The sequence below is a fragment of the Pseudomonas abieticivorans genome, assembly GCF_023509015.1.
Classification (GTDB): Bacteria; Pseudomonadota; Gammaproteobacteria; order Pseudomonadales; family Pseudomonadaceae; genus Aquipseudomonas; species Aquipseudomonas abieticivorans.
The window spans coordinates 6,566,259-6,585,178 of sequence record NZ_CP094975.1 but is presented as its reverse complement, the minus strand read 5'-3'; the positions used below and the strand labels follow the sequence as shown (position 1 = coordinate 6,585,178).

General features: G+C 64.4%; 14 protein-coding genes. 7 read left to right on the top strand and 7 right to left on the bottom strand.

Annotated elements, in window-relative coordinates; translation table 11 throughout:
• Positions 1 to 11: 11 nt before the first annotated feature.
• The 3 genes from L9B60_RS29850 to L9B60_RS29840 are packed head-to-tail and all read right to left on the bottom strand — an operon-like array spanning position 12 to position 2,849.
• The gene (locus L9B60_RS29850) at positions 12 to 851 is read right to left on the bottom strand and encodes a phytanoyl-CoA dioxygenase family protein (RefSeq protein WP_249674771.1); all 840 of its coding nucleotides are present in this window, start codon (positions 849 to 851) and stop codon (positions 12 to 14) included.
• 5 nt (positions 852 to 856) lie between these two features.
• Entirely contained in the window at positions 857 to 1,636 is a 780-nt protein-coding gene (locus L9B60_RS29845; RefSeq protein ID WP_249674770.1) for an ABC transporter substrate-binding protein, read from the bottom strand.
• Between the two features lie 37 nt (positions 1,637 to 1,673).
• The gene (locus L9B60_RS29840; protein WP_249674769.1) at positions 1,674 to 2,849 is read right to left on the bottom strand and encodes a M20 aminoacylase family protein; all 1,176 of its coding nucleotides are present in this window, start codon (positions 2,847 to 2,849) and stop codon (positions 1,674 to 1,676) included.
• A 110-nt stretch (positions 2,850 to 2,959) separates the two neighbouring features.
• On the opposite strand from L9B60_RS29840, the gene L9B60_RS29835 reads away from it, so the two are divergent.
• A complete protein-coding gene (locus L9B60_RS29835; RefSeq protein WP_249674768.1) occupies positions 2,960 to 3,874 on the top strand; it encodes a LysR family transcriptional regulator in 915 nt (304 codons plus the stop codon).
• Positions 3,875 to 4,025: 151 nt separating this feature from the next.
• Here the strand turns inward: L9B60_RS29835 and L9B60_RS29830 are convergent, their stop codons facing one another.
• The 3 genes from L9B60_RS29830 to L9B60_RS29820 all read right to left on the bottom strand — a co-directional run bounded on the left by L9B60_RS29830 (position 4,026) and on the right by L9B60_RS29820 (position 8,022).
• Positions 4,026 to 6,455: a TonB-dependent siderophore receptor gene (locus tag L9B60_RS29830; RefSeq protein ID WP_249674767.1), complete on the bottom strand. Its 2,430-nt coding sequence runs from the start codon at positions 6,453 to 6,455 to the stop codon at positions 4,026 to 4,028.
• 115 nt (positions 6,456 to 6,570) lie between these two features.
• Positions 6,571 to 7,509: a FecR domain-containing protein gene (locus L9B60_RS29825; RefSeq protein ID WP_249674766.1), complete on the bottom strand. Its 939-nt coding sequence runs from the start codon at positions 7,507 to 7,509 to the stop codon at positions 6,571 to 6,573.
• A 3-nt stretch (positions 7,510 to 7,512) separates the two neighbouring features.
• A complete protein-coding gene (locus tag L9B60_RS29820) occupies positions 7,513 to 8,022 on the bottom strand; it encodes a sigma-70 family RNA polymerase sigma factor (protein WP_249674765.1) in 510 nt (169 codons plus the stop codon).
• 252 nt (positions 8,023 to 8,274) lie between these two features.
• Between L9B60_RS29820 and L9B60_RS29815 the strand changes: the two genes are divergently transcribed.
• The 6 genes from L9B60_RS29815 to L9B60_RS29790 all read left to right on the top strand — a co-directional run bounded on the left by L9B60_RS29815 (position 8,275) and on the right by L9B60_RS29790 (position 15,131).
• Entirely contained in the window at positions 8,275 to 8,820 is a 546-nt protein-coding gene (locus L9B60_RS29815) for a glutathione peroxidase (protein WP_249674764.1), read from the top strand.
• Between the two features lie 155 nt (positions 8,821 to 8,975).
• The gene (locus L9B60_RS29810; protein ID WP_249674763.1) at positions 8,976 to 11,210 is read left to right on the top strand and encodes a CoA transferase; all 2,235 of its coding nucleotides are present in this window, start codon (positions 8,976 to 8,978) and stop codon (positions 11,208 to 11,210) included.
• Between the two features lie 40 nt (positions 11,211 to 11,250).
• Positions 11,251 to 11,988 carry an SDR family NAD(P)-dependent oxidoreductase gene (locus tag L9B60_RS29805; RefSeq protein WP_249674761.1) on the top strand — a complete coding sequence of 246 codons (738 nt, stop codon included), beginning with the start codon at positions 11,251 to 11,253 and terminating at the stop codon, positions 11,986 to 11,988.
• 24 nt (positions 11,989 to 12,012) lie between these two features.
• The gene (locus L9B60_RS29800) at positions 12,013 to 13,308 is read left to right on the top strand and encodes an acyl-CoA dehydrogenase family protein (protein ID WP_249674759.1); all 1,296 of its coding nucleotides are present in this window, start codon (positions 12,013 to 12,015) and stop codon (positions 13,306 to 13,308) included.
• Positions 13,305 to 14,351, top strand: coding sequence for a phosphotransferase family protein (locus L9B60_RS29795; RefSeq protein ID WP_249674758.1), 1,047 nt, complete (start codon positions 13,305 to 13,307; stop codon positions 14,349 to 14,351). The genes L9B60_RS29800 and L9B60_RS29795 overlap by 4 nt, the downstream gene beginning before the upstream one ends.
• Before the next feature lie 24 nt (positions 14,352 to 14,375).
• The gene (locus L9B60_RS29790; RefSeq protein WP_249674757.1) at positions 14,376 to 15,131 is read left to right on the top strand and encodes an SDR family NAD(P)-dependent oxidoreductase; all 756 of its coding nucleotides are present in this window, start codon (positions 14,376 to 14,378) and stop codon (positions 15,129 to 15,131) included.
• Positions 15,132 to 15,331: 200 nt separating this feature from the next.
• Here the strand turns inward: L9B60_RS29790 and L9B60_RS29785 are convergent, their stop codons facing one another.
• The gene (locus L9B60_RS29785; protein ID WP_249674756.1) at positions 15,332 to 18,892 is read right to left on the bottom strand and encodes an indolepyruvate ferredoxin oxidoreductase family protein; all 3,561 of its coding nucleotides are present in this window, start codon (positions 18,890 to 18,892) and stop codon (positions 15,332 to 15,334) included.
• Positions 18,893 to 18,920: the final 28 nt, after the last annotated feature.

Sequence of the window (18,920 nt, the reverse complement as noted above, 5' to 3'; positions counted from 1 at the left end):
TGGAAAACGACTCAGCCCGCCAGCAGTGGAAACAACGGATGCGCCATCACCGCGCCTTCGGCCAAGGTTTCCCGCAGCCCGGGGAACTCTGGCGAAGTCACCCACGGCCGTGGCGCATGGCGCACGTCATCACCGAGCATGCGCACCGAAAACGCCCGGCGCCGCTGCCCACCGCCCACGCCTGCAGAGGCGTGCAGGGTAAGCATGTTGAAGCACACCATGTCGCCTGGCTGCAGCGCCCAGCCCAGGATCGGAAAGTCTTGGCGGTGCGCCTCGATGTTCGGCAGGTCGGCCAGGCTGCCCTCGGCGAACCACTTGGCCTGGTTGTCCATGAACGAGCGCGGCATTAGCCACGGGCCCAGGTGGGAGCCGGCGACGAACTCAAGCGTGGAGGCTTGCGCGACCGGGTCCACGGGGATCCAGAAACTGATGGTGTCGGCGCCGGTGATGTTGTAGTAGGGCTGGTCCTGATGCCAGGGCGTGCGCTGGCGGGTATTGGGTTCCTTGACCAGCAGGTGGTCGTGATACAGGCGGATCTGTCGGCTGCCGAGCAGGCGCTGGGCGATCGTCGCCAGTGCCGAATCCTCGATGAAACGCTGGTAGTGAGGGTTGTCCTGCCAGTTGCAGAAGTCTTCGAAAAACCAGCCCGGGTCATCCGGGTTACTGGCCACCTTGGCCCGCGGGCTGGGGTGGGCGAGGTTCTGTTCGATGCCGGTTTGCAGCTGCGCCACTTGCGCTTCGGTAAACGCATTGCGTATGCACAAGGCACCGTGGGTGCGAAAAAACTGCTGGGCGTCGCTGCCCAGGTCGTCGGCCTGGAAGTCACCCTCGGTCAATGCGAATTTATGCATGGCAATCACTCACCCGAGACGTCATAGCTGAAGTATTTGGCCGCGATCTTTTGGTACTCGCCGGATGCGTGCAGGGCCGCGATGGCCCCGTCGAGCCGCTGGCGCATGGCCGGATCGTTTTTGCGCACGCCAATGGCCACGCCGTTGCCAATGATGCTCTTGTCGATCACCGGCTCGCCGGCAAAGGCAAAGTCCTTGCCTTGAGGCTTTTGCAACAGGCCGCTATCACCCTGCGCCGAGGCTTGGAACGAGGCGTCCAGGCGCCCGCTGGTCAGGTCCATGAATACCTGGTCCTGAGTCTGATAGGACTGAATGCTGGCGCCGGCCGGTGCCCATTCGGCCTTGGCGTAGCTCTCTTGCAGCGAGCCCTGGACCACGCCCACCGACTTGCCCTTCAGCGAGGCAGGGGTGGGCAGCAGCCCTGAGTCTTTCTTGGCGATCAGCGAGGAAGGCGCCACATACAGTCGCTGGCTGAAGTCAACCTGCTGGCGGCGGGCTGCGGTGTCGCTGAAGGCCGAGAGGATGCCATCGAATTTGCGCGCCTTGAGGCCCGGGATCATGCCGTCGAAGGTTTGCTCGACCCACACGCAGCGCGCCTTGAGCTGCGCGCACAAGGCATTGCCCAGGTCGATGTCAAAGCCTGCCAGCGAGCCGTCGGGCAGCTTTTGCTCGAAGGGCGGGTAGCTGGGGTCCACGCCAAAGCGGATGACGTCGGCGGCGTGGCTGGTGCTCGCCATTGCCAGCCCGCAGATCAGGGCGGCGCATTGCAGGTTCAGTCGCAGCATGTGAGGCCTCGTGAAGGTCAGCAGGAAGGAGTCAGCGTCAAGTGCGCGATGCCAGGTAGGCTTGGGTCAGTTTGATCCAGTAGCCGGCGCCGCGCATGAGAATGTCGTCGTTGAAGTCGTAGCGCGGGTCGTGAATCATGCAGCTTTTTTCACCTTCGCCGTTGCCGATGATCAGGTAGCAGCCGGGGCGCTCGCGCAAGAACCAGGCAAAGTCTTCACTGCCGTTGAAGGGGGCAATGTCGGTCAGCACTTGATCGGCGCCCAGCCAATCGAGCGCCACCTGCGTCGCGAACTCAGTCATGGCCGGGTCGTTCACCAGCACCGGGTAGTCGGCGCTGTAGTGCACCTCGGCGCTGGCACCAAAAGCGTCTGCCTGGGCGTGGATCAGGTGCTTGATCTGCGCTTCGAGGCGCTCGCGCACGGTGTCATTCAGGGCGCGCACCGAGATCAGCATGTCGGCGCTGTCGGGGATCACGTTGGAGGCCTTGCCGGCGGTGATGGCGCCCACGGTGATCACGCTCATGTCCTGGGGCGAGACGTTGCGCGAGACGATGGTTTGCAAGGCCATGATTATGCTTGCGCACACCACTACCGGGTCGACGCACTGGTGGGGCATGGCGCCGTGGCCGCCGTGGCCGTGCACCGTGACCTTGACCTGGTCGGCCGAAGCCATGAACGCGCCGGGGCGAAAACCCAGCGTGCCGGCCGGGTAACCGGGCATGTTGTGCATGGCGAACAACGCGTCACAAGGGAACTGCTCGAGCACGCCTTCCTGGATCATCCGTCGGGCACCGGCGAGGCCTTCCTCGGCGGGCTGGAAAATCAACCGCAGGGTGCCATCGAAGGGGGTGTCCTGGGCCAGCACCTTGGCCGCCGCCAGCAACATGGTGGTGTGGCCATCATGCCCGCAGGCGTGCATTTTCCCCGGCACCTGGCTTGCGTAGGGCAGGCCGGTTTTCTCAAGGATGGGCAAGGCGTCCATGTCAGCGCGCAGGCCCAGCACGCGAGTCCCGGTGCCTTTTTTCAGGGTGCCGATGACGGCTGTTTCGGCGATGCCGCGGTGCACCTCATAGCCCCATTGCAACAGGCGCTCGGCAACCAGGTCGCTGGTGACGTATTCTTCGTACCCAAGCTCTGGGTGTGCGTGAATGCGCTGGCGCAATTGGCGCATCTGCGTTTCGATGGGCTGCAAGTGAGGGTCGATGTGCGGCATTGGCAAGGCTCTTCCAGGGGCATGGGGCCCAGCATAGGCCCGCCCCCCCAGGGCCTGAAAGGCAATTGGCGGTGAACGCGGCAACCCTGGGTTAACAACGGCAGGTGACCATGAAGTTCTATCAACTCAACGCCCTGGTGGCCGTGGCCGACGCGGGCAGTATCCGCGGTGCGGCCAAGCGCCTGGACACCTCGCCTGCGGCCGTGACCAAGGCGGTGCAGAAGCTGGAAAGCGAGATTTCCCTGCAGTTGCTGGTGCGCAACACCTCGGGCATCGATTTTACCGAAGCCGGCAAGCGCCTGCTGGAGCAGGCACGCTTGCTGGTGGCGCAGATGGACAGCGCCAGCCACGTGGTGGCCGATTGCAAGGGCGAGCTGGCAGGGCGCCTGTCGGTGGCGGTCACGCCGTGGCTGGCGATGACCTTGCTGGCGCAGGTGACGGTACAGTTCCGCCAGCGCTATCCCCATGTGCAACTGGAGCTTCACGAGGGCCTGCATTCGATCGCGTACCCGCGTTTGCGCGACGCCAGCCTGGATTTGTTCATTGGCCGGCTGGACAGCCAATGCACCAACGTCGACCTTAACTACGTGCCGCTGTTCAGCGCCGATTGCGCGGTGGTCGCGCGGCGCGGCCACCCCTTGGCCGACTGCCGTTCGCTGGACGAGTTGGCGTTCGCCGACTGGATTCTGTCCGCCCGCCACGACGGCGAATTCGTCGCGCCGGGCCACGCGCACTTCTCCCATTCGTTGTCCATTACCCTGAGCCTGTTGCGCGACACCGACATGCTCAGTATTTTCCCCTGGCCGCTGGTGGAGGTGTGTGCCCAGCGCGAAGGCTTGTGTGCGCTGCCCCTGCGCGAGCCGGTAGGCTCGGCGCTGGTGGGTGCGATCAGCCGCAGCGGCCAACCACTGAGGCCTGCGGCGGAGAAATTTCTGGAGTGCCTGATCGATACGATCGAAGCGCAGATGGCGGCCGCAGAGTCGCCCTACAAGCGCATTTTGCAGACGGTGGAATGGGTGAGTTGAGGTGCTGTGCGGGGGGCGCACTTACGGGCGATCAGTGCCAGCAGTTCAGTGGCCAGTTCCACAGGTTCAGACCGGTTTGTGTGCGCCTGAAAAATAGCGACTGGGCACTTCCCCCAGGCGCGGCTTGCCGCACCCAGGAGAAAGTGCCAGTTCACCAGGCGTATTTAACGCTGGTCAGCAACGTGCGCCGCAGCCCTGGGTAGCACTCGTACGAGTCGTCACAGGTGGCCACGTACTCGGTGTCCAGCAGGTTTTGTGCATTCACCGAGACGCTCACGTTTTTGTTGATCGGGTAGCTGGCGCCCAGGTCGAACAGCGTGTAGTTGTCGATGTGATAGGTGTTGTCGTTGTCGCCGTACAGCGCGCCGGTGTAGCGGGCGCCGCCGCCCAGGCTCAAGCCGTCCAGCCAGTTTTGGTGGAAGGTGTAGTTCAGCCAGGCCGAGGCCATGTGCTTGGGCACGTTGGCGGGGCGGTTGCCTTCGTCGCCGCGGTTGCTCTTGGTGATTTCGGCATGGGTGTAGGTGTAGGACGCGATCACATCCCAGTTCTGATCCAGCCGGGCCTTGATCTCGGCCTCCACCCCTGTGGATTTCTGCTCACCGGAGGCCACGGAGAACCCCGTGTTGACGCCACCGACGATCTCGTTGGTGAGCACGTTGGTCTTGGTCAGGTCGTAGGCGGCGAGGGTCATCAGGATCGCATCGACCGGCTGGTACTTCACGCCCACTTCCCATTGATGGGCCATGCTGGGGTCAAAGGCTTTGGCATTGCCGTCCGTGCCGGTGTTCGGGGTAAAGGACTCGGCATAGCTGACGTAGGGCGCCAGGCCAAAATCGGTCAGGTAAGTGAGCCCCAGGCGCCCGGTAAAGGCGTTGTCCTTCTGGTTGCTGGAGGCGCCTACATGGTTGTCCAGGGCATTACGCACATAGTCATAGCGCCCGCCGGCCGTGAGAATCCAGTGGTCATCGAACTTGATTTGATCCTGCAGGTAACCGCCGACCTGCTGGACCGTCTGGTCGTAATCAATGGAGCTCAAGCTATTGGCGGCCGTGGGGCGGATGATGTTCTGGCCGTACTGCGGATCGTAGAGATTCAAGCTTGGCGCCAGTGTTCGCCAGCGGGTGACGTCGGCGTCCAGCCAGGTGTAGTCAACACCCAGCAGTAATTTGTGGGTCAGCGGGCCGGTGCTGAAGTCGGCCTGCAATTGGTTGTCCAGGTTAAAGGTGTCCATGTGCTGGTCGAAACGGTCGGCGATGCGCGTCACGTTGCCAGAGCTGATATCAACGGCGGCCGGCAGCAAGTTCTGGAAAATCAGATCGACCTGGCCATAGCGAGCGTTCTGGCGCAACTCCCAGGTGTCGTTCAGGCGGTGACGAAATTCGTAGCCCAGGCTGTACTGGTCTTGCGAGAAGTGGTTGAAGCTGTGGTCACCCATCAGGATGTTGGTGGTGTGGCCGCTGGGCGTGCTGTAGGCGAACAGCGAGCCACCGTTGCGATCACGCAAAAAGTCGGTGAGCACGGTCAGGCTGGTGTCTTCATCCGGCGCCCAAGTGAGGGAGGGCGCGAGGTACAGGCGGTCGTCCTTCAGTTCGTGGCCGTCGGCGTAATCCACCTGGGTGTTGGCGTCACGCGCCAGGCCCACCACGCGGTAGAGCAGGTGTTGATCGTCGCTCAGCACGCCGCCGATGTCGAACTGCCCTTGCAGGCGATCATGATTGCCGCCGGTCAGCTGCACTTCGTTGACGTGGTCGGCTTCAGGCTTTTTGCTCACGCGGTTGACGATACCGCCCGCATCGCCTTGGCCAAACAGGCTGGAGGCCGGGCCCCGAACCACGTCAATGCGCTCGAGCGAATAAGGTTCGCTGCGGAAAAACGCGTAGCTGTTGTTTTGCTGACGCAGGCCGTTGAGGTAGTCGCTGCTGGCCTGGCCGTTGAAGCCACGGATGTACAGCCAGTCGAACCCTTTTGGGTCCAGGCCGTAGGCTTCGACCTTGACGCCGGGCACGTAGCGCAGCGCATCGGTAACGGTCTGCGCGCCCTGGGCTTGCATCTGCTGGCGGGTGATCACCGAGATCGACTGCGGGGTCTCGATCAGGGGCGTGTCGGTCTTGGTGCCGGCGCTGCTGTGCGTGGCCACGTAGCCTTGCACCGGGCCGCCTGCGGGCTCTGCGGTTTTGCCCGAAATGCTGGTGAGGTCAAGTTGTACCGCGCCGTCCACCACGGGGATCAACGTGTAGCTGCCATCGGCCAACTGCACCGCTTGCAACGAACTGCCGGCCAGCAATTGGCGCAAACCGGAGTCCACCGAATAGCTGCCGTGCAAACCGGTGGACCGTCGCCCTTGTGCTGCACCCGGGGCGAAAGAGATGTTTGCCAAGGTGGCGGCCGAAAACTGTGCCAGCGCCACATCCACGGCGCCTGCGGGAATATCAAAGCTGATTTCTTGCCGGGTTTGCGCCCACGCTGACGGCGTAACGGCCGCGGCTGCCAGTGGCACGCCCAGGGCAAGGCCCAACACCCCCCGGCGTACCGCGCGTGCGAGTCTGTGGGGGCGGTCAATCGTTAGCGTGTGTGCGGACATACAGTTTCCTTCGCCCAATGGCAGTAGTGGTAGCGTCTATTGCGCCTCTCTCTACCAAGTCGAACGAGAATCGAAAACCACACCCCCTTGGCTTGAATTATTTTCCGGCAGGTGGCTATGCGGGCTCCACGCGAGTCCAATAACGGCTCAATTGCCAGATGCGCACCGGTAAGGTGGACGACAGATTTGCCAGAATGGTGTCGATGTTGGACAGGTGGAACGACCCCGAAATCCGCAGGCCTGCAACGGCTGGATCACAGCCCAGATAACCCGGGCGATAGCGCTGCAGTTCGCTGATCAGGTCCGCCAGGTACCAGTCGTTGACCACCAGCATGCCGCGGGTCCAGGCATCCGCCTGCGCGGGGGCGGGTAGTACGCTGCCTACCTGATCCTGACGGAACATCAGCCTGTGCCCAGCCTCTACCTGCACTGCCGGGCCCAGCGCTGCCGTGCGCACTTGGACGGCATGCTCCAGCACGCATACCTGCGAGTGATCGGCTTCACGCAACACGATGAAGCGCGTACCCAGGGCGCGGATGCTGCCTTCCTGGGTGTGCACCACAAACGGTCGGGCTAGAGCGTCATGGGCGGTTTCAATGAGGATTTCCCCACTGAGCAGTTGCACCTCGCGAAGGCGCGGGGTGTAGCGGATGTTCACCGACGTGCAGGTGTTGAGCAGCAGTTGGCTGCCGTCGTCCAGGCGCAGGCTCAGGCGCTCTGCGGTGGCGGTACGTTGGTCTGCCAACAGCGTTGGCAGCGCGGTGGTGCGCCAGGCCAAGGTGCCCGTGCCGCCCGCCGCCAGCAACAGCGACAGTACCTTGAGGAACTCCCTGCGTTTGGCGCGGGCGTTGCTCAGCATGGGGCGGGCAAGGCCCGGGCCTACCCGCCCAAAGCTTTCTTGCAGCAGCGTCAACCGGTCCCACGCCTGGCGATGGCCCGGTGCACTGTCCAGCCAGCGCCTGTGCGCTTGGCGCGTGGCCTCATCGACGTCGTCGCAACGCAGGTCCACGTACCAGCGCGCCGCCGCCTCAAGGGTGGCATGATCCATCGCCATGGCTTACTCCTCGGTAGCCAGCAGGCACTGCATCAAGGCCCGCACGGCGTGCTTTTTGACGGTATTGACCGAGACGCCCAGTTGCCGACCGATGTCCACGTAACTCATGCCATCGAGCTGCGACATCAGAAAAATCTCGCGGGTGCGGCTGCCCAGCCCATCGAGCAATTGATCGATCTGCAGCAAGGTTTCAATGATCAGCAAGCGTGTTTCAGGTGAGATGTCCACGGCTTCGGGCCTGGCCGCCAGCACTTCAAGATAGGCCTGCTCCAGGGCACGGCGGCGGAACATGTCGATCATCAGGCTGCGTGCAATGGTGCTCAAATAAGCACGCGGCTCGCGCAGTTCCGGGGCTTTGCGCTGGGTTAGCACCCGTATGAACGTGTCTTGCGCCAGGTCCGCCGCGTGGTCCATACAGCCAAGCCGTTTACGCAACCAACCACACAGCCAGGGGTGGTGGTGGGTGTACAGCGTTTGCACGGCCTGTTGCTGCGCGAGGTCGACAGTGGGCATGGCTCAAACCTGAAACGAGAATTTATGATAATGAATCTCATTTTCAAGGGTGCCGGTGGATTTGGCAAGCGTGCCGGGTTTTTCCTGCTGGGGGCCCAGGCCAATCGGTGAGGGCTGGCGTCGATTGGCCGTCATGGTTAATCAGGCCTTCGGCCGGGTGTTTGTTGGACATATATTGATAATGTGTTCTATTTTGTTCGGGCGGTACTTTTGTCTTTTCCATCAACCGATCACATTTAACAAGGCCCTGCCATGACCGATTCACTCTACGACATCCCTTTGCAAAAAATCGACGGCACTCCCGCAACCCTGGATGAGTATCAGGGCCGGGTGTTGCTGGTGGTCAATGTCGCCTCCAAATGCGGCCTGACGCCCCAATACGAGGGGTTGGAAAAGCTCTATCAGCAAAAGCATGCCCAAGGCCTGAGCGTGCTGGGGTTTCCTGCAAACAACTTCAAGGAGCAGGAACCCGGCAGCGACGAGCAGATCCAGGAATTCTGTTCGTTGACCTATGGCGTGCAGTTCCCGTTGTTTTCCAAGGTGTCGGTTCGCGGTGACGACCAGCACCCACTCTACGCCCGGTTGACTGCCGCGCAGCCGGTGAGCACCGGCGAGGGACCGTTTCGCGAGCGCCTGAAGGGCTACGGCATCGACTCGGGCGCCAGCGACCAGGTGGTGTGGAACTTCGAGAAATTCCTCTTGGATCGCACCGGGCAGGTGGTCGGCCGCTTTGCCCCGGACGTGGCTGCTGACGACCCTCGCTTGTTGGCGGCCATCGACGCCGAGTTGGCCAAGTAAGGCGTAGGGCAGGGGGGTGTTGATTATGGTTCTGCATTCAGAATCGTTATCTGTATAGGGAATATCATCGAAAGCGCCTAAGCTCGGTTCAACGTTTCGTTTTGCAGCTTTGCTGCAAGGCGGTGTGAACATGACAAGACACCCAAAGGTGCGACATGGCCCCGGCAATTCTCGATGGTATTCGCGTCATCAGCCTATGCACCGGTATCGCCGGTTCTGCCGCAGGCCTGCAATTGTGCGAGGCCGGCGCCGAGGTGGTGATGGTCGAGCCCCCCGTCAACCCTGCCCGCCAGCCGGCGGCGCTGTTCGCGGTGCTCAACCGTGGCAAGCGCAGCGTTACCCTGGACCTGCAAGACGGCGGCGACCGCACCCGCTTGCACGCGCTGCTGGCGGGCGCCGATGTGCTGCTGCATGACCTCACCCCACGCGCGGCGCAAGCGTTGGGCTTGGCGGATGCCGGGCTCGGCGCGGCCTTCCCGCAATTGGTGGTGTCGGCGATCGGTGGCTGGCCCCAGCGCCATGCGCTGGCCAACGCGCTGCCTCGCGAGACGTTGATCCTGGCCCGCCTTGGGCTCTTGGACGAGCAACCCGGGCACCGAGTTGGCCCGGTGTTTGTGCGCATGCCGTTCGCCAACTGGCTGGCGTGCTGGCTATGCGTGGTGGGGGTGATGGCGCGCCTGCTCGCACGCCACCGTGACGGGCGCGGCGGCATCGCCCATACCAGCCTGGCCCAGGCCGCGTTGGTGCCCATGACCATGCACTGGAACCGTGCGCAAACGCCCACCAAGGCGTTTGCCAAGGGCCTGGACAAGCACATTCCCATCCCGTTGCATCAGTGCGCCGATGGCCGCTGGCTGCATGTGCACTATTCGCCCGACAAGGCCCCGTGGATGAGCGCCGCCCTGGCCGAGTTGGGCGAGGTGGAGGTGGCACGGCTCAATGCGCTGTGGCCGCCCAGCCATGTCGCGCCCAATTTCGGCGCGAACAAAGCGGTGATCGCGACCCGGCCGGCGCAAGACTGGGCCGAGCATTTCTGGCAGCACGACGTGGCCGCGCAGATCGCCGCGCCCTTGGGTCAGATCTACTTCGATGAGCAAGCGCGCCTCAATGGCTACGTGGTGCAGGTGCAAGACCCGCAACTGGGCCATACCCTTCAGCCGGGCCCGGCCTGGCAGGTGCAACCGCCTGCGCGGGTCGGTGCCGGCGCGCCCCGGGCTGGCGAGGCCAACGGTCGATTGAGCGACCGGCCAGGTCACGCGGCCACTGTGCCGGTAACTGCGCCGCCGCCCTTGCCGCCGCTGCACGGCCTCAAGGTGCTGGACCTGGGCGCCTACCTGGCCGGGCCATTCGCCTGCATGCTGCTGGCAGACCTGGGTGCCGAGGTGATCAAGGTCGAGGCGCCCAAGGGCGATGCCATGCGCCGCCTGGAACGCATCTTCAGTGGTACCCAGCGCGGCAAGCTTGGGGTGGCGCTGCAACTGGGCGTCGAGCAGACCGACCCATTGGTCCAAACCCTGGTGCGCTGGGCCGACGTGGTGCACCACAACATGCGTCTGCCGGCCGCGCGCAAGCTCAAGGTGGATTACGACAGCCTCAAGGCGCTGAACCCCCAGTTGCTTTACTGCCACGTCAGTGCATATGGCGCCACGGGGCCGCGTGCCGATTGGCCGGGGTTCGACCAGTTGATGCAGGCCTCGTGCGGTTGGGAAATGGAGCAGGGCGGTCAGGGGCAGCCACCCATGTGGCTGCGCTTTGGCGTGGGTGATTTTTTCGCCGGGCTGTCCTCGCTCTACGCGTTGCTGCTGGGGCTGTACCAGCGCAATCGCAGTGGTGCCGGGCAAATGGTCAGCTCCTCGTTGCTGGGTGCGACTCTGCTGACCCTGAGCGAAACCGTGGTACGAGAGGATGGCACCCTGACGCCGGTCGCGCACATGGACGGACAACAGACCGGCCTGGGCGACCATCACCGTCTCTACCCCTGCAGCGATGGTTGGATCGCCGTCGCTGCCCTGGCGCCTGCCGAAGCCCTGCGATTCGATCAACTGACGGGCCGCTCGCCGCCGCAATGGTGCGCCGGCCTGACCCGAAAAGCGGCGTTGGCGGCCCTGGCCGGCGCCGAAGTACCGGCCGAAGCGGTGCTGGAGGCGCAGTTGGACGCTTTCCTCGACGACCCTGAACACGCCGCCGCCGGCCTGCACGCCCATTACCCCCATGCTGTGTATGGCGACCTGCAACAGATTGGCGCGTTCTGGGATTTCGGCGATCTGCCGTTGTCCCTGCAGCGACCGCCCCCAGCCCTGGGCCAGCACACTCGGCAGGTGCTGCAAGGGCTGGGCGTTTGCAACGAAGAACTCGAGCGCCTGGCCGCCAGCGGCTGGCTGGCGCTCTAGTCGCCTCCCTTTCTATCGAAAAGCAGTGCAAGGAATACCTATGGACGAGTTGGATTTCAGCGGCAAAACCGTGCTGGTAGTCGGCGGTTCCAGCGGAATCGGCAATGGCATCGCGCAAAACTTTCGCCAGCGCGGCGCCCAGGTGCACGTGTGGGGTACGCGCGCCTGCGCGGCGGCGTATCGAAACTCGGCGGGCTCGGACCTGGAAGGCTTGCACTACGCCCAGGTCGATGTCGCTGACGCCGAGCGGATCGAGGCGACCCGGGTGCCGTTTACGCGCCTGGACGTGCTGGTGCTGGCCCAGGGCACGGTGCTCTATGACCAACAGGAGTTCTTGAGCGAAGGTTTCAAGCGCGTCATCGACATCAACCTCACCAGCGTGATGGTGTGCGCGCAGAAGTTTCACCCGTTGCTCAGCGAAGCCAAGGGCGCGGTCATCGTGGTCAGCTCGGCTGCAGCGTTCCATTCAACGCGTGGCAACCCGGCCTACAACGCCTCCAAGACTGGCGCCTTTGGCCTGACCCGCACCTTGGCCGAAGCCTGGGCGCGGGATGGCATCCGGGTCAATGGCATTGCGCCGGGCCTGGTGCAAACCAAACTCACCGAGGTCACCACGGCCAACCCCAAACGCCTGGAGAGCGCCTTGCGCGGCATCCCCCTGGGGCGCCTGGGCACACCCCAGGACATGGCCAACGTAGCGCTGTTTTTGGCCTCGCCACTGGCTGGCTACCTGCTGGGCCAAACCTTGCTGGTCGACGGCGGCATGTTGTTGGCCTGATCATTTTTTGCGTGGAGACACACCATGGCCTGGGACTTTCAGACCGACCCCGAGACACAAGCAGAACTGGATTGGATCGATCAATTCGTGCGTGAACAAGTCGAGCCCCTCGACCACCTGCTGGGCAGCCCCTGGAACATCCATGACCCGCTGTTCGTGCAGTTGGTCAAGCCGTTGCAAGCGCAGGTCAAGGCGCGCAAGTTGTGGGCCTGCCACCTGGGGCCCGAGTTGGGCGGTGCCGGCTACGGCCAGGTGCGCCTGGGGCTGATCAACGAGATACTTGGCCGTTCACTGTTCGGCCCGATCGTGTTTGGTTGCCAGGCACCGGATTCGGGCAACAGCGAAATCCTCGCGCATTTTGGCACGCCCCCGCAAAAGCAGCGCTACCTGCAACCGTTGCTGGCCGGCGACATCGTGTCGTGCTTTGCCATGACCGAACCCCAGGGCGGCGCCGACCCCAGCGTGTTCACCACCCACGCGGTGCGCGACGGTGACGGCTGGTTGCTCAGTGGCCAAAAATGGTTCGCTTCCAACGCCCGATACGCGGCGTTCTACATCGTGATGGCCGTCACCGATAAAAGTGTCTCGGTGTACAAGGGCATGTCGATGTTCATCATCCCCGCCGATACCCCGGGGGTGAGCATCATCCGCAACGTTGGCATCGCCGATGACCCGGCGGCCACCCACGCCTATCTGTCGTTCGACAAGGTGCGCGTAGCCGCCAGCGACATGCTCGGTGCGCCGGGGCAGGCCTTCGTGGTGGCCCAGGTACGCCTGGGCGGCGGTCGCGTGCACCACGCCATGCGCGTGATCGGCCAGGCGCAGAAAGCACTGGATGCGCTGTGCCAGCGCTCGCTGTCGCGCAGCACCCAGGGCGAGCGCCTGGCAGACAAGCAGATGGTCCAGGAAAAGATCGCCGACTCGTGGGTGGAACTGGAACAGTTTCGTTTGTTGGTGATGCGCACCGCCTGGCGCATCGATCAGTACCAGGACTACCAGCGGGTGCGCAAGGACATCGCCGCCGTCAAGGCCATCATGCCCAAGGTGCTGCACGACATCGCCGCGCGGGCCCTGCAGGTGCATGGCGCACTCGGGGTCAGCGACGAGATGCCATTCACCGGCTATATCGTCCGCTCGTTCCAGCTGGGGCTGGCCGACGGCCCCACCGAAGTGCACAAGATCACTGTGGCCAAGCAATTGTTGCGCGATTACCTGCCCTGCGATGACCTGTTCCCCGACTACCATCGGCCGACCGCCGCGTTGCGTGCCCGGGAAAAATACGCCGAGGTGCTGGCGAGCGTCGCCGAGCCGCAGCCATGAGCGATTGGCAAGCCTGCGTGAACCTTCAACATCTGGCCCGCTGGATGGATAGCCAAGGCCTGGAGGCCGGCCCCATCCGGGCCCCCACCGTGCTCGCGGGGGGCACCCAGAACCTGTTGCTCAGGTTTGGCCGCGGTACCCGCGAGTTTGTGCTGCGCACCCCATCGGTGGCCCTGCGGCCCACCGGCAGCAAGACCATCGAACGCGAGGCCTGCCTGCTGCGGGCACTGACCGGTTCGGCGGTGCCCCATGCCGGCCTGATCGCGGCCTGCGACGACCCCGGGGTGCTGGGCGCAAGCTTTTATCTGATGGCGCCGGTACAGGGCTTCAACCCCAGCAACCCCGCCGGTTTGCCCGCCTTGCACGCGGGCGACCCGGCGCTGCGCCGGCGCATGGGCCTGGCCATGGTGGACGCGCTGCTGCGCCTGGGCGAGGTCGACTACCGGGCCGTGGGGCTGGCCGATTTTGGCCGGCCCCATGGCTTTCACCAGCGCCAGGTAGCGCGGTGGCTGGCGCACCTGGACAGCGTCAAGGGTAGCCCCGGCTGGCCCGGCGCCGATGGCCTGCCGGGCCTGGCGCGACTGGCCCAATGGCTGGGCGCGCACTGCCCCCGGCAGTTCCAGCCCGGCATCCTGCACGGTGATTTTCACCTGTCCAACGTGATGTTTTGCCACGACAGCGCAGAACTCGCGGCCGTGGTGGATTGGGAGTTGGCCACGGTCGGCGACCCCTTGCTCGACCTTGCCTGGCTGGTGGTCACCTGGCCCGGTGCCGATGGCAAAGGGGCCGGCACCATCCAGGTACAGCCCTGGGCCGGCTTTTGCAGCAGCGAGGAGCTGGTCGCGCATTATCGCGCCGGCAGTTCGCGCTCGTTGGCGGACTTCAACTGGTACCTGGTGCTGGCTGGTTTCAAGCTGGGCATCTTCCTGGAGGTCAGCTATGCCCGCGCCTGTGCGGGCAAGGCGCCGATGGCCACCGGCGAGAAACACCACGCTTCGGCCCTGCGCCTGTGCGCGGCGGCGTTGCAGCGTATCGATCAATAACATCACGACACGAGGAGTTAGGCCATGCAACTGGCAGCCAAGCGCATCATCGTCACGGGCGGCGGCCGAGGGATCGGCGCCGCGGTGGTCAAGGCATTCGTCGAGCAGGGGGCACGCGTGGTCAGCCTCGACCTGGGTGAATCCGCCCCGCTGCAAGCGCCCGGCGGGGGCTGGGCGCGTTCGACTGTCTGCGACATTGCCGACAGCGGCTCGGTGGACACAGCCTTTGCCTGGGCCGACCAGCAACTGGGCGGGTTGGACGTGCTGGTGCACGCGGCCGGTATCGCGCCCAATGCCCAAGCCGCAGACATCAGCCTGGAGGAATGGGAGCAGGTGTTCGCGGTAAATACCCGTGGCACCTTCCTGACCAACCGCGCCGCCTACGAACGGCTCAAGGACAGCGGCGGGCGCATCATCAATTTTGCCTCGGCCGCAGGCGTGCTGGGCCAGCCAGGCAAGGCCCACTACGCCGCGAGCAAAGGCGCAGTGCTGGCCTGGACCCGCACGGTGGCCCGCGAATGGGGCCCGCTGGGCATCACCGTCAATGCCATTGCGCCGGCCATGTGGACGCCCATGTACGACGCCACGCGTGCCAGCATGAGCCCTGAGCAGTTGCGCCAACACGACGCCTTCATGGCCGGGCAAGTGCCCCTCGGGGGGCGCCTGGGCGATGCGGCCCGCGACCTTGCGCCCGTGCTGGTGTTCCTGGCCGGCGACGGCTCGCGCTTCGTCACCGGGCAAACCCTGGCGATCGATGGCGGCATGCTGATGCTCAGTTAAGCCCAGCAGCGGCCGCAGTCCAGGTACGAAAACGCCTAGGTAATGTGTTCCAGCGAAGGCCAGGCAAGGCGAAAACAGGCGAGGAAAGGACCGGGGTCGCGCTCGACTTGACGGGTGGTCAATGAGCATTGCGATCGGACTCGCGCACGAGCCTGTTTTCCACGCAGCATGGCCGAGCTGGGATACATTTCGTACCGAGCCTAGAGTTGAGTGACAGCAATCTGCCCGGCGGGTTGGCTGGCATCGTGAAAGCGTGCCGGCGGCCCGTTGCGCCATTGGTCCAGCAACTGCGCCTGGCGCTCGTGGGCCTTGGCCAGGTAGCGCTCTTTCACCGGGCCGTAGCCACGCACGCTGTCCGGCAACTCGGCCAGGTCGTGGGCCAGCCCCAGCTTGTCGGCGCTCAGGCCTGCCAGCAGTTCGTCCAGGATGGCCTCGTAGCTGGCCAGCCAGGCGCGTTCCACCTTGCGCTCATGGGTGCGCCCGAACGGGTCGAGCCAGGTGTTACGCAGCCACTTGAATTTTGCCAGCACCTTGAAGCCTTGGAGCATCCAGGGGCCAAAGCTGCGTTTCCTTGGCTCGCCGCCGCTGCTGTCGCCGTTGAGCACGGGCGGTGCCAGATGAAAGCGCAGGCGGTAGTCACCCTCGAACGTGGCCTGCACTTTTTCCAGGAACGGGCCTTGGGTAAACAGCCGCGCCACTTCGTATTCATCCTTGATCGCCAGCACCTTGAAGTAGTGACGGGCAACACTGGCCGACAACTCGCCTGGCTGGCCCAGCAGGGTGGTTTCCGCTGCCATGAACTGCTCCACGCGCTGGCGGTAGCGCTGGCCCAGCGCCGCGTTCTGGTAGGCGGTGAGAAAGCTCACGCGCCGCGCCACGGTTTCTTCCAGGCTGTGTGAAAGGCTGCGGTCGGCGCTTTGCACGTTGCCCGCCTGCAGCTTGCGCAACACCCGTGGCAAGTCGTGGGCGCAGCGCCTGCCCCAGGCGAATGCCGAGAGGTTGAACGCCACGGCCGTGCCGTTCAGCTCGATGGCCTGCAACAGCGCCGCTTCGCCCACCGGCAACCAGCCTTTCTGGCAGGCGTAGCCGAGCATGAACGTGTTGGTGGCAATCGAGTCGCCCATCAGCGAGGTGGCGATTTTGCTCGCGTCGACGAAGTCCGCTTGGGCATGGCCCACCGCTTCGGCGATTTGCGCCGACATGCTTTGGGTGTGGAAGGTGGGGTCGGGGTGTTTGACCAGGTCGCCGCTTTCGGCCTGCAAGGCAAAGGTGCGCACAAAGGCGCTGGTGATGCTTTCTTCGCAGTTGACCAGGGCATGGGTCACGCCCTGGCGCAGCTTGGACAGGGTTTCGGTGTTGGCGCTCACCACCAGGTCGCAGCCCAGCAGCAGGGCGGCCTCACCTTCGGCGATGCGCGGGGCAAACAGCTGATCCTGGCGGGCGGCGATGCGGATGTGCGACCACACCGCGCCACCTTTCTGCGCCATGCCGGCCATGTCCAGGTTGAGCGTGCCCTTGCCTTCGATAAAGGCCGCCATGCCCAGCAAGGCGCCGATGGTCACCACCCCGGTGCCACCGACACCGGTCACCAGGATGCTGTAGGGCTCATCCAGCGCGGCAATGGTCGGCACGGGCAAGTCCCAGGCTTCTTCGGTATTGGCCAATGGCTTGGGCTTGCGCAGGGTGCCGCCCTCCACCGTGACGAAGCTTGGGCAAAAACCGTTGAGGCAGGTGAAGTCCTTGTTGCACGACGACTGGTCGATCTCGCGCTTGCGCCCGTACTCGGTTTCTACCGCCACCACCGACATGCAGTTGGACTTGCTGCTGCAATCGCCGCAGCCTTCGCACACGGCTTCGTTGATCATCACCCGGCGCGCAGGGTCGGGGAATTTGCCGCGCTTGCGCCGCCGGCGTTTTTCCGCGGCGCAGGTCTGGTCGTAAATGATCGCCGACACGCCGGGGTATTCACGCAGTTGCTGTTGCACCGCGTCCATCTGGTCGCGGCCAAGCACCGGCACGCCTTGGGCCAGGTCGTCGACGTGGCGGTACTTTTCCACGTCGTCGCTGACCACCACCAGGCGCTGCACGCCTTCGGCGGCCAGTTGCCGGCTGATCTGCGCCACGCTCAGGTTGCCATCCACCGGCTGGCCCCCGGTCATGGCGACGGCATCGTTGTAGAGAATCTTGTAGGTGATGGGCACCTTGGCGGCAATGGCGGCGCGAATGGCCAGGATACCGGAGTGGAAATAGGTGCCGTCGCCCAGGTTGGCAAACACGTGTGGGGTGGTGGTGAAGGGCGCCTGGCCGATCCAGGCCACGCCTTCACCGCCCATTTGGCTGAAGGTCTGGGTTTGCGGGTAGATCCAGGCGGCCATGTAGTGGCAGCCGATGCCGGCCAGCGCGCGGCTGCCCTCGGGCACTTTGGTCGAAGTGTTGTGGGGGCAGCCGGAGCAGTAGTGGGGCACCCGGTCCATCAGGTTGCGAAACTGGTCCTTGCTCGCCAGTTGCGCCTCGAGCACGGCCAGGCGCACTTGCAGCGGGCCGCTTTGATGCAGGCGCAGGATACGCTTGGCCAGGGCCCGCGCGATCATCGCCGGGGTCAGGTCGCTGATGGCCGGCAGCAGCCAGCCGGTGTGCGGCAGGCTCCATTCGCCCTTGTCGTCGAACTTGCCGACGATGCGCGGGCGTACATCCTCGCGCCAGTTGTAGAGTTCTTCCTTGAGTTGGTACTCGATCAGGTGGCGTTTTTCTTCCACCACCACGATCTCTTCCAGGCCTTCGGCGAACTGGCGCACGCCTTCGGCCTCCAGGGGCCAGACCATGCCGACCTTGTACACCCGCAGGCCAATCTGTTGCGCCAACGTGTCGTCGATGCCCAGGATCTTCAGTGCCTGGCACACGTCCAGGTAGGACTTGCCCGAGGTGACAATGCCAATGCGCGCCTTGGGCGAGTCCATCACGATGCGGTCCAGGCGGTTGGCGCGGGCATAGGCCAGGGCGGCATACAGCTTGTGTTCCAGCAGCCGCTGCTCCTGGTCCAACGGTGGGTCGGGCCAGCGAATGTTCAGGCCACCCTGCGGCAATGTGATGTCTGGGATCACCGGCTGCACGCGATGAATATCGATGTCCACCACCGCCGCGCTTTCCACGGTGTCGGCCACGGCCTTGAGCGCCACCCAGCAACCGGAGTAGCGCGACATGGCCCAGCCATGCATGCCGTAGTCCAAGTATTCCTGCACGCCCGAGGGGGCGAGCACCGGCATCATCACCGCTTTGAAAATGTGCTCGGTCTGGTGCGGCAGCGAAGAGGAACGGGCGCCATGGTCGTCGCCGGCAATCGCCAGCACGCCGCCGAACGCCGAGGTGCCGGCGGCATTGGCATGGCGCAGCACATCGCCGCAGCGATCCACGCCCGGGCCCTTGCCGTACCACATGCCGAACACACCATCGTAGGTGGCACCCTCGAACAGGTTGACCTGCTGGGTGCCCCAGATCGAGGTGGCCGCCAGGTCTTCGTTCATGCCCGGGTGGAATACCGTGTGGTGCGCCTTGAGGTGCTCGCGCGCCTTCCATAACGCCTGGTCCAGGCCGCCCAGCGGTGAGCCGCGGTAGCCGGAAATGAACCCGGCGGTGTTCAGGCCGTTGGCCAGGTCGCGTTGGCGCTGCATCAGCGGCAGGCGCACCAGCGCCTGAATGCCGGTGAGCAAAACGCTGCCGCTGTGCTGGACGTATTTGTCGTCCAGGGACGGGGTCGCACTCATGTTCATCCTCCAGGCTTTATTGTTCATG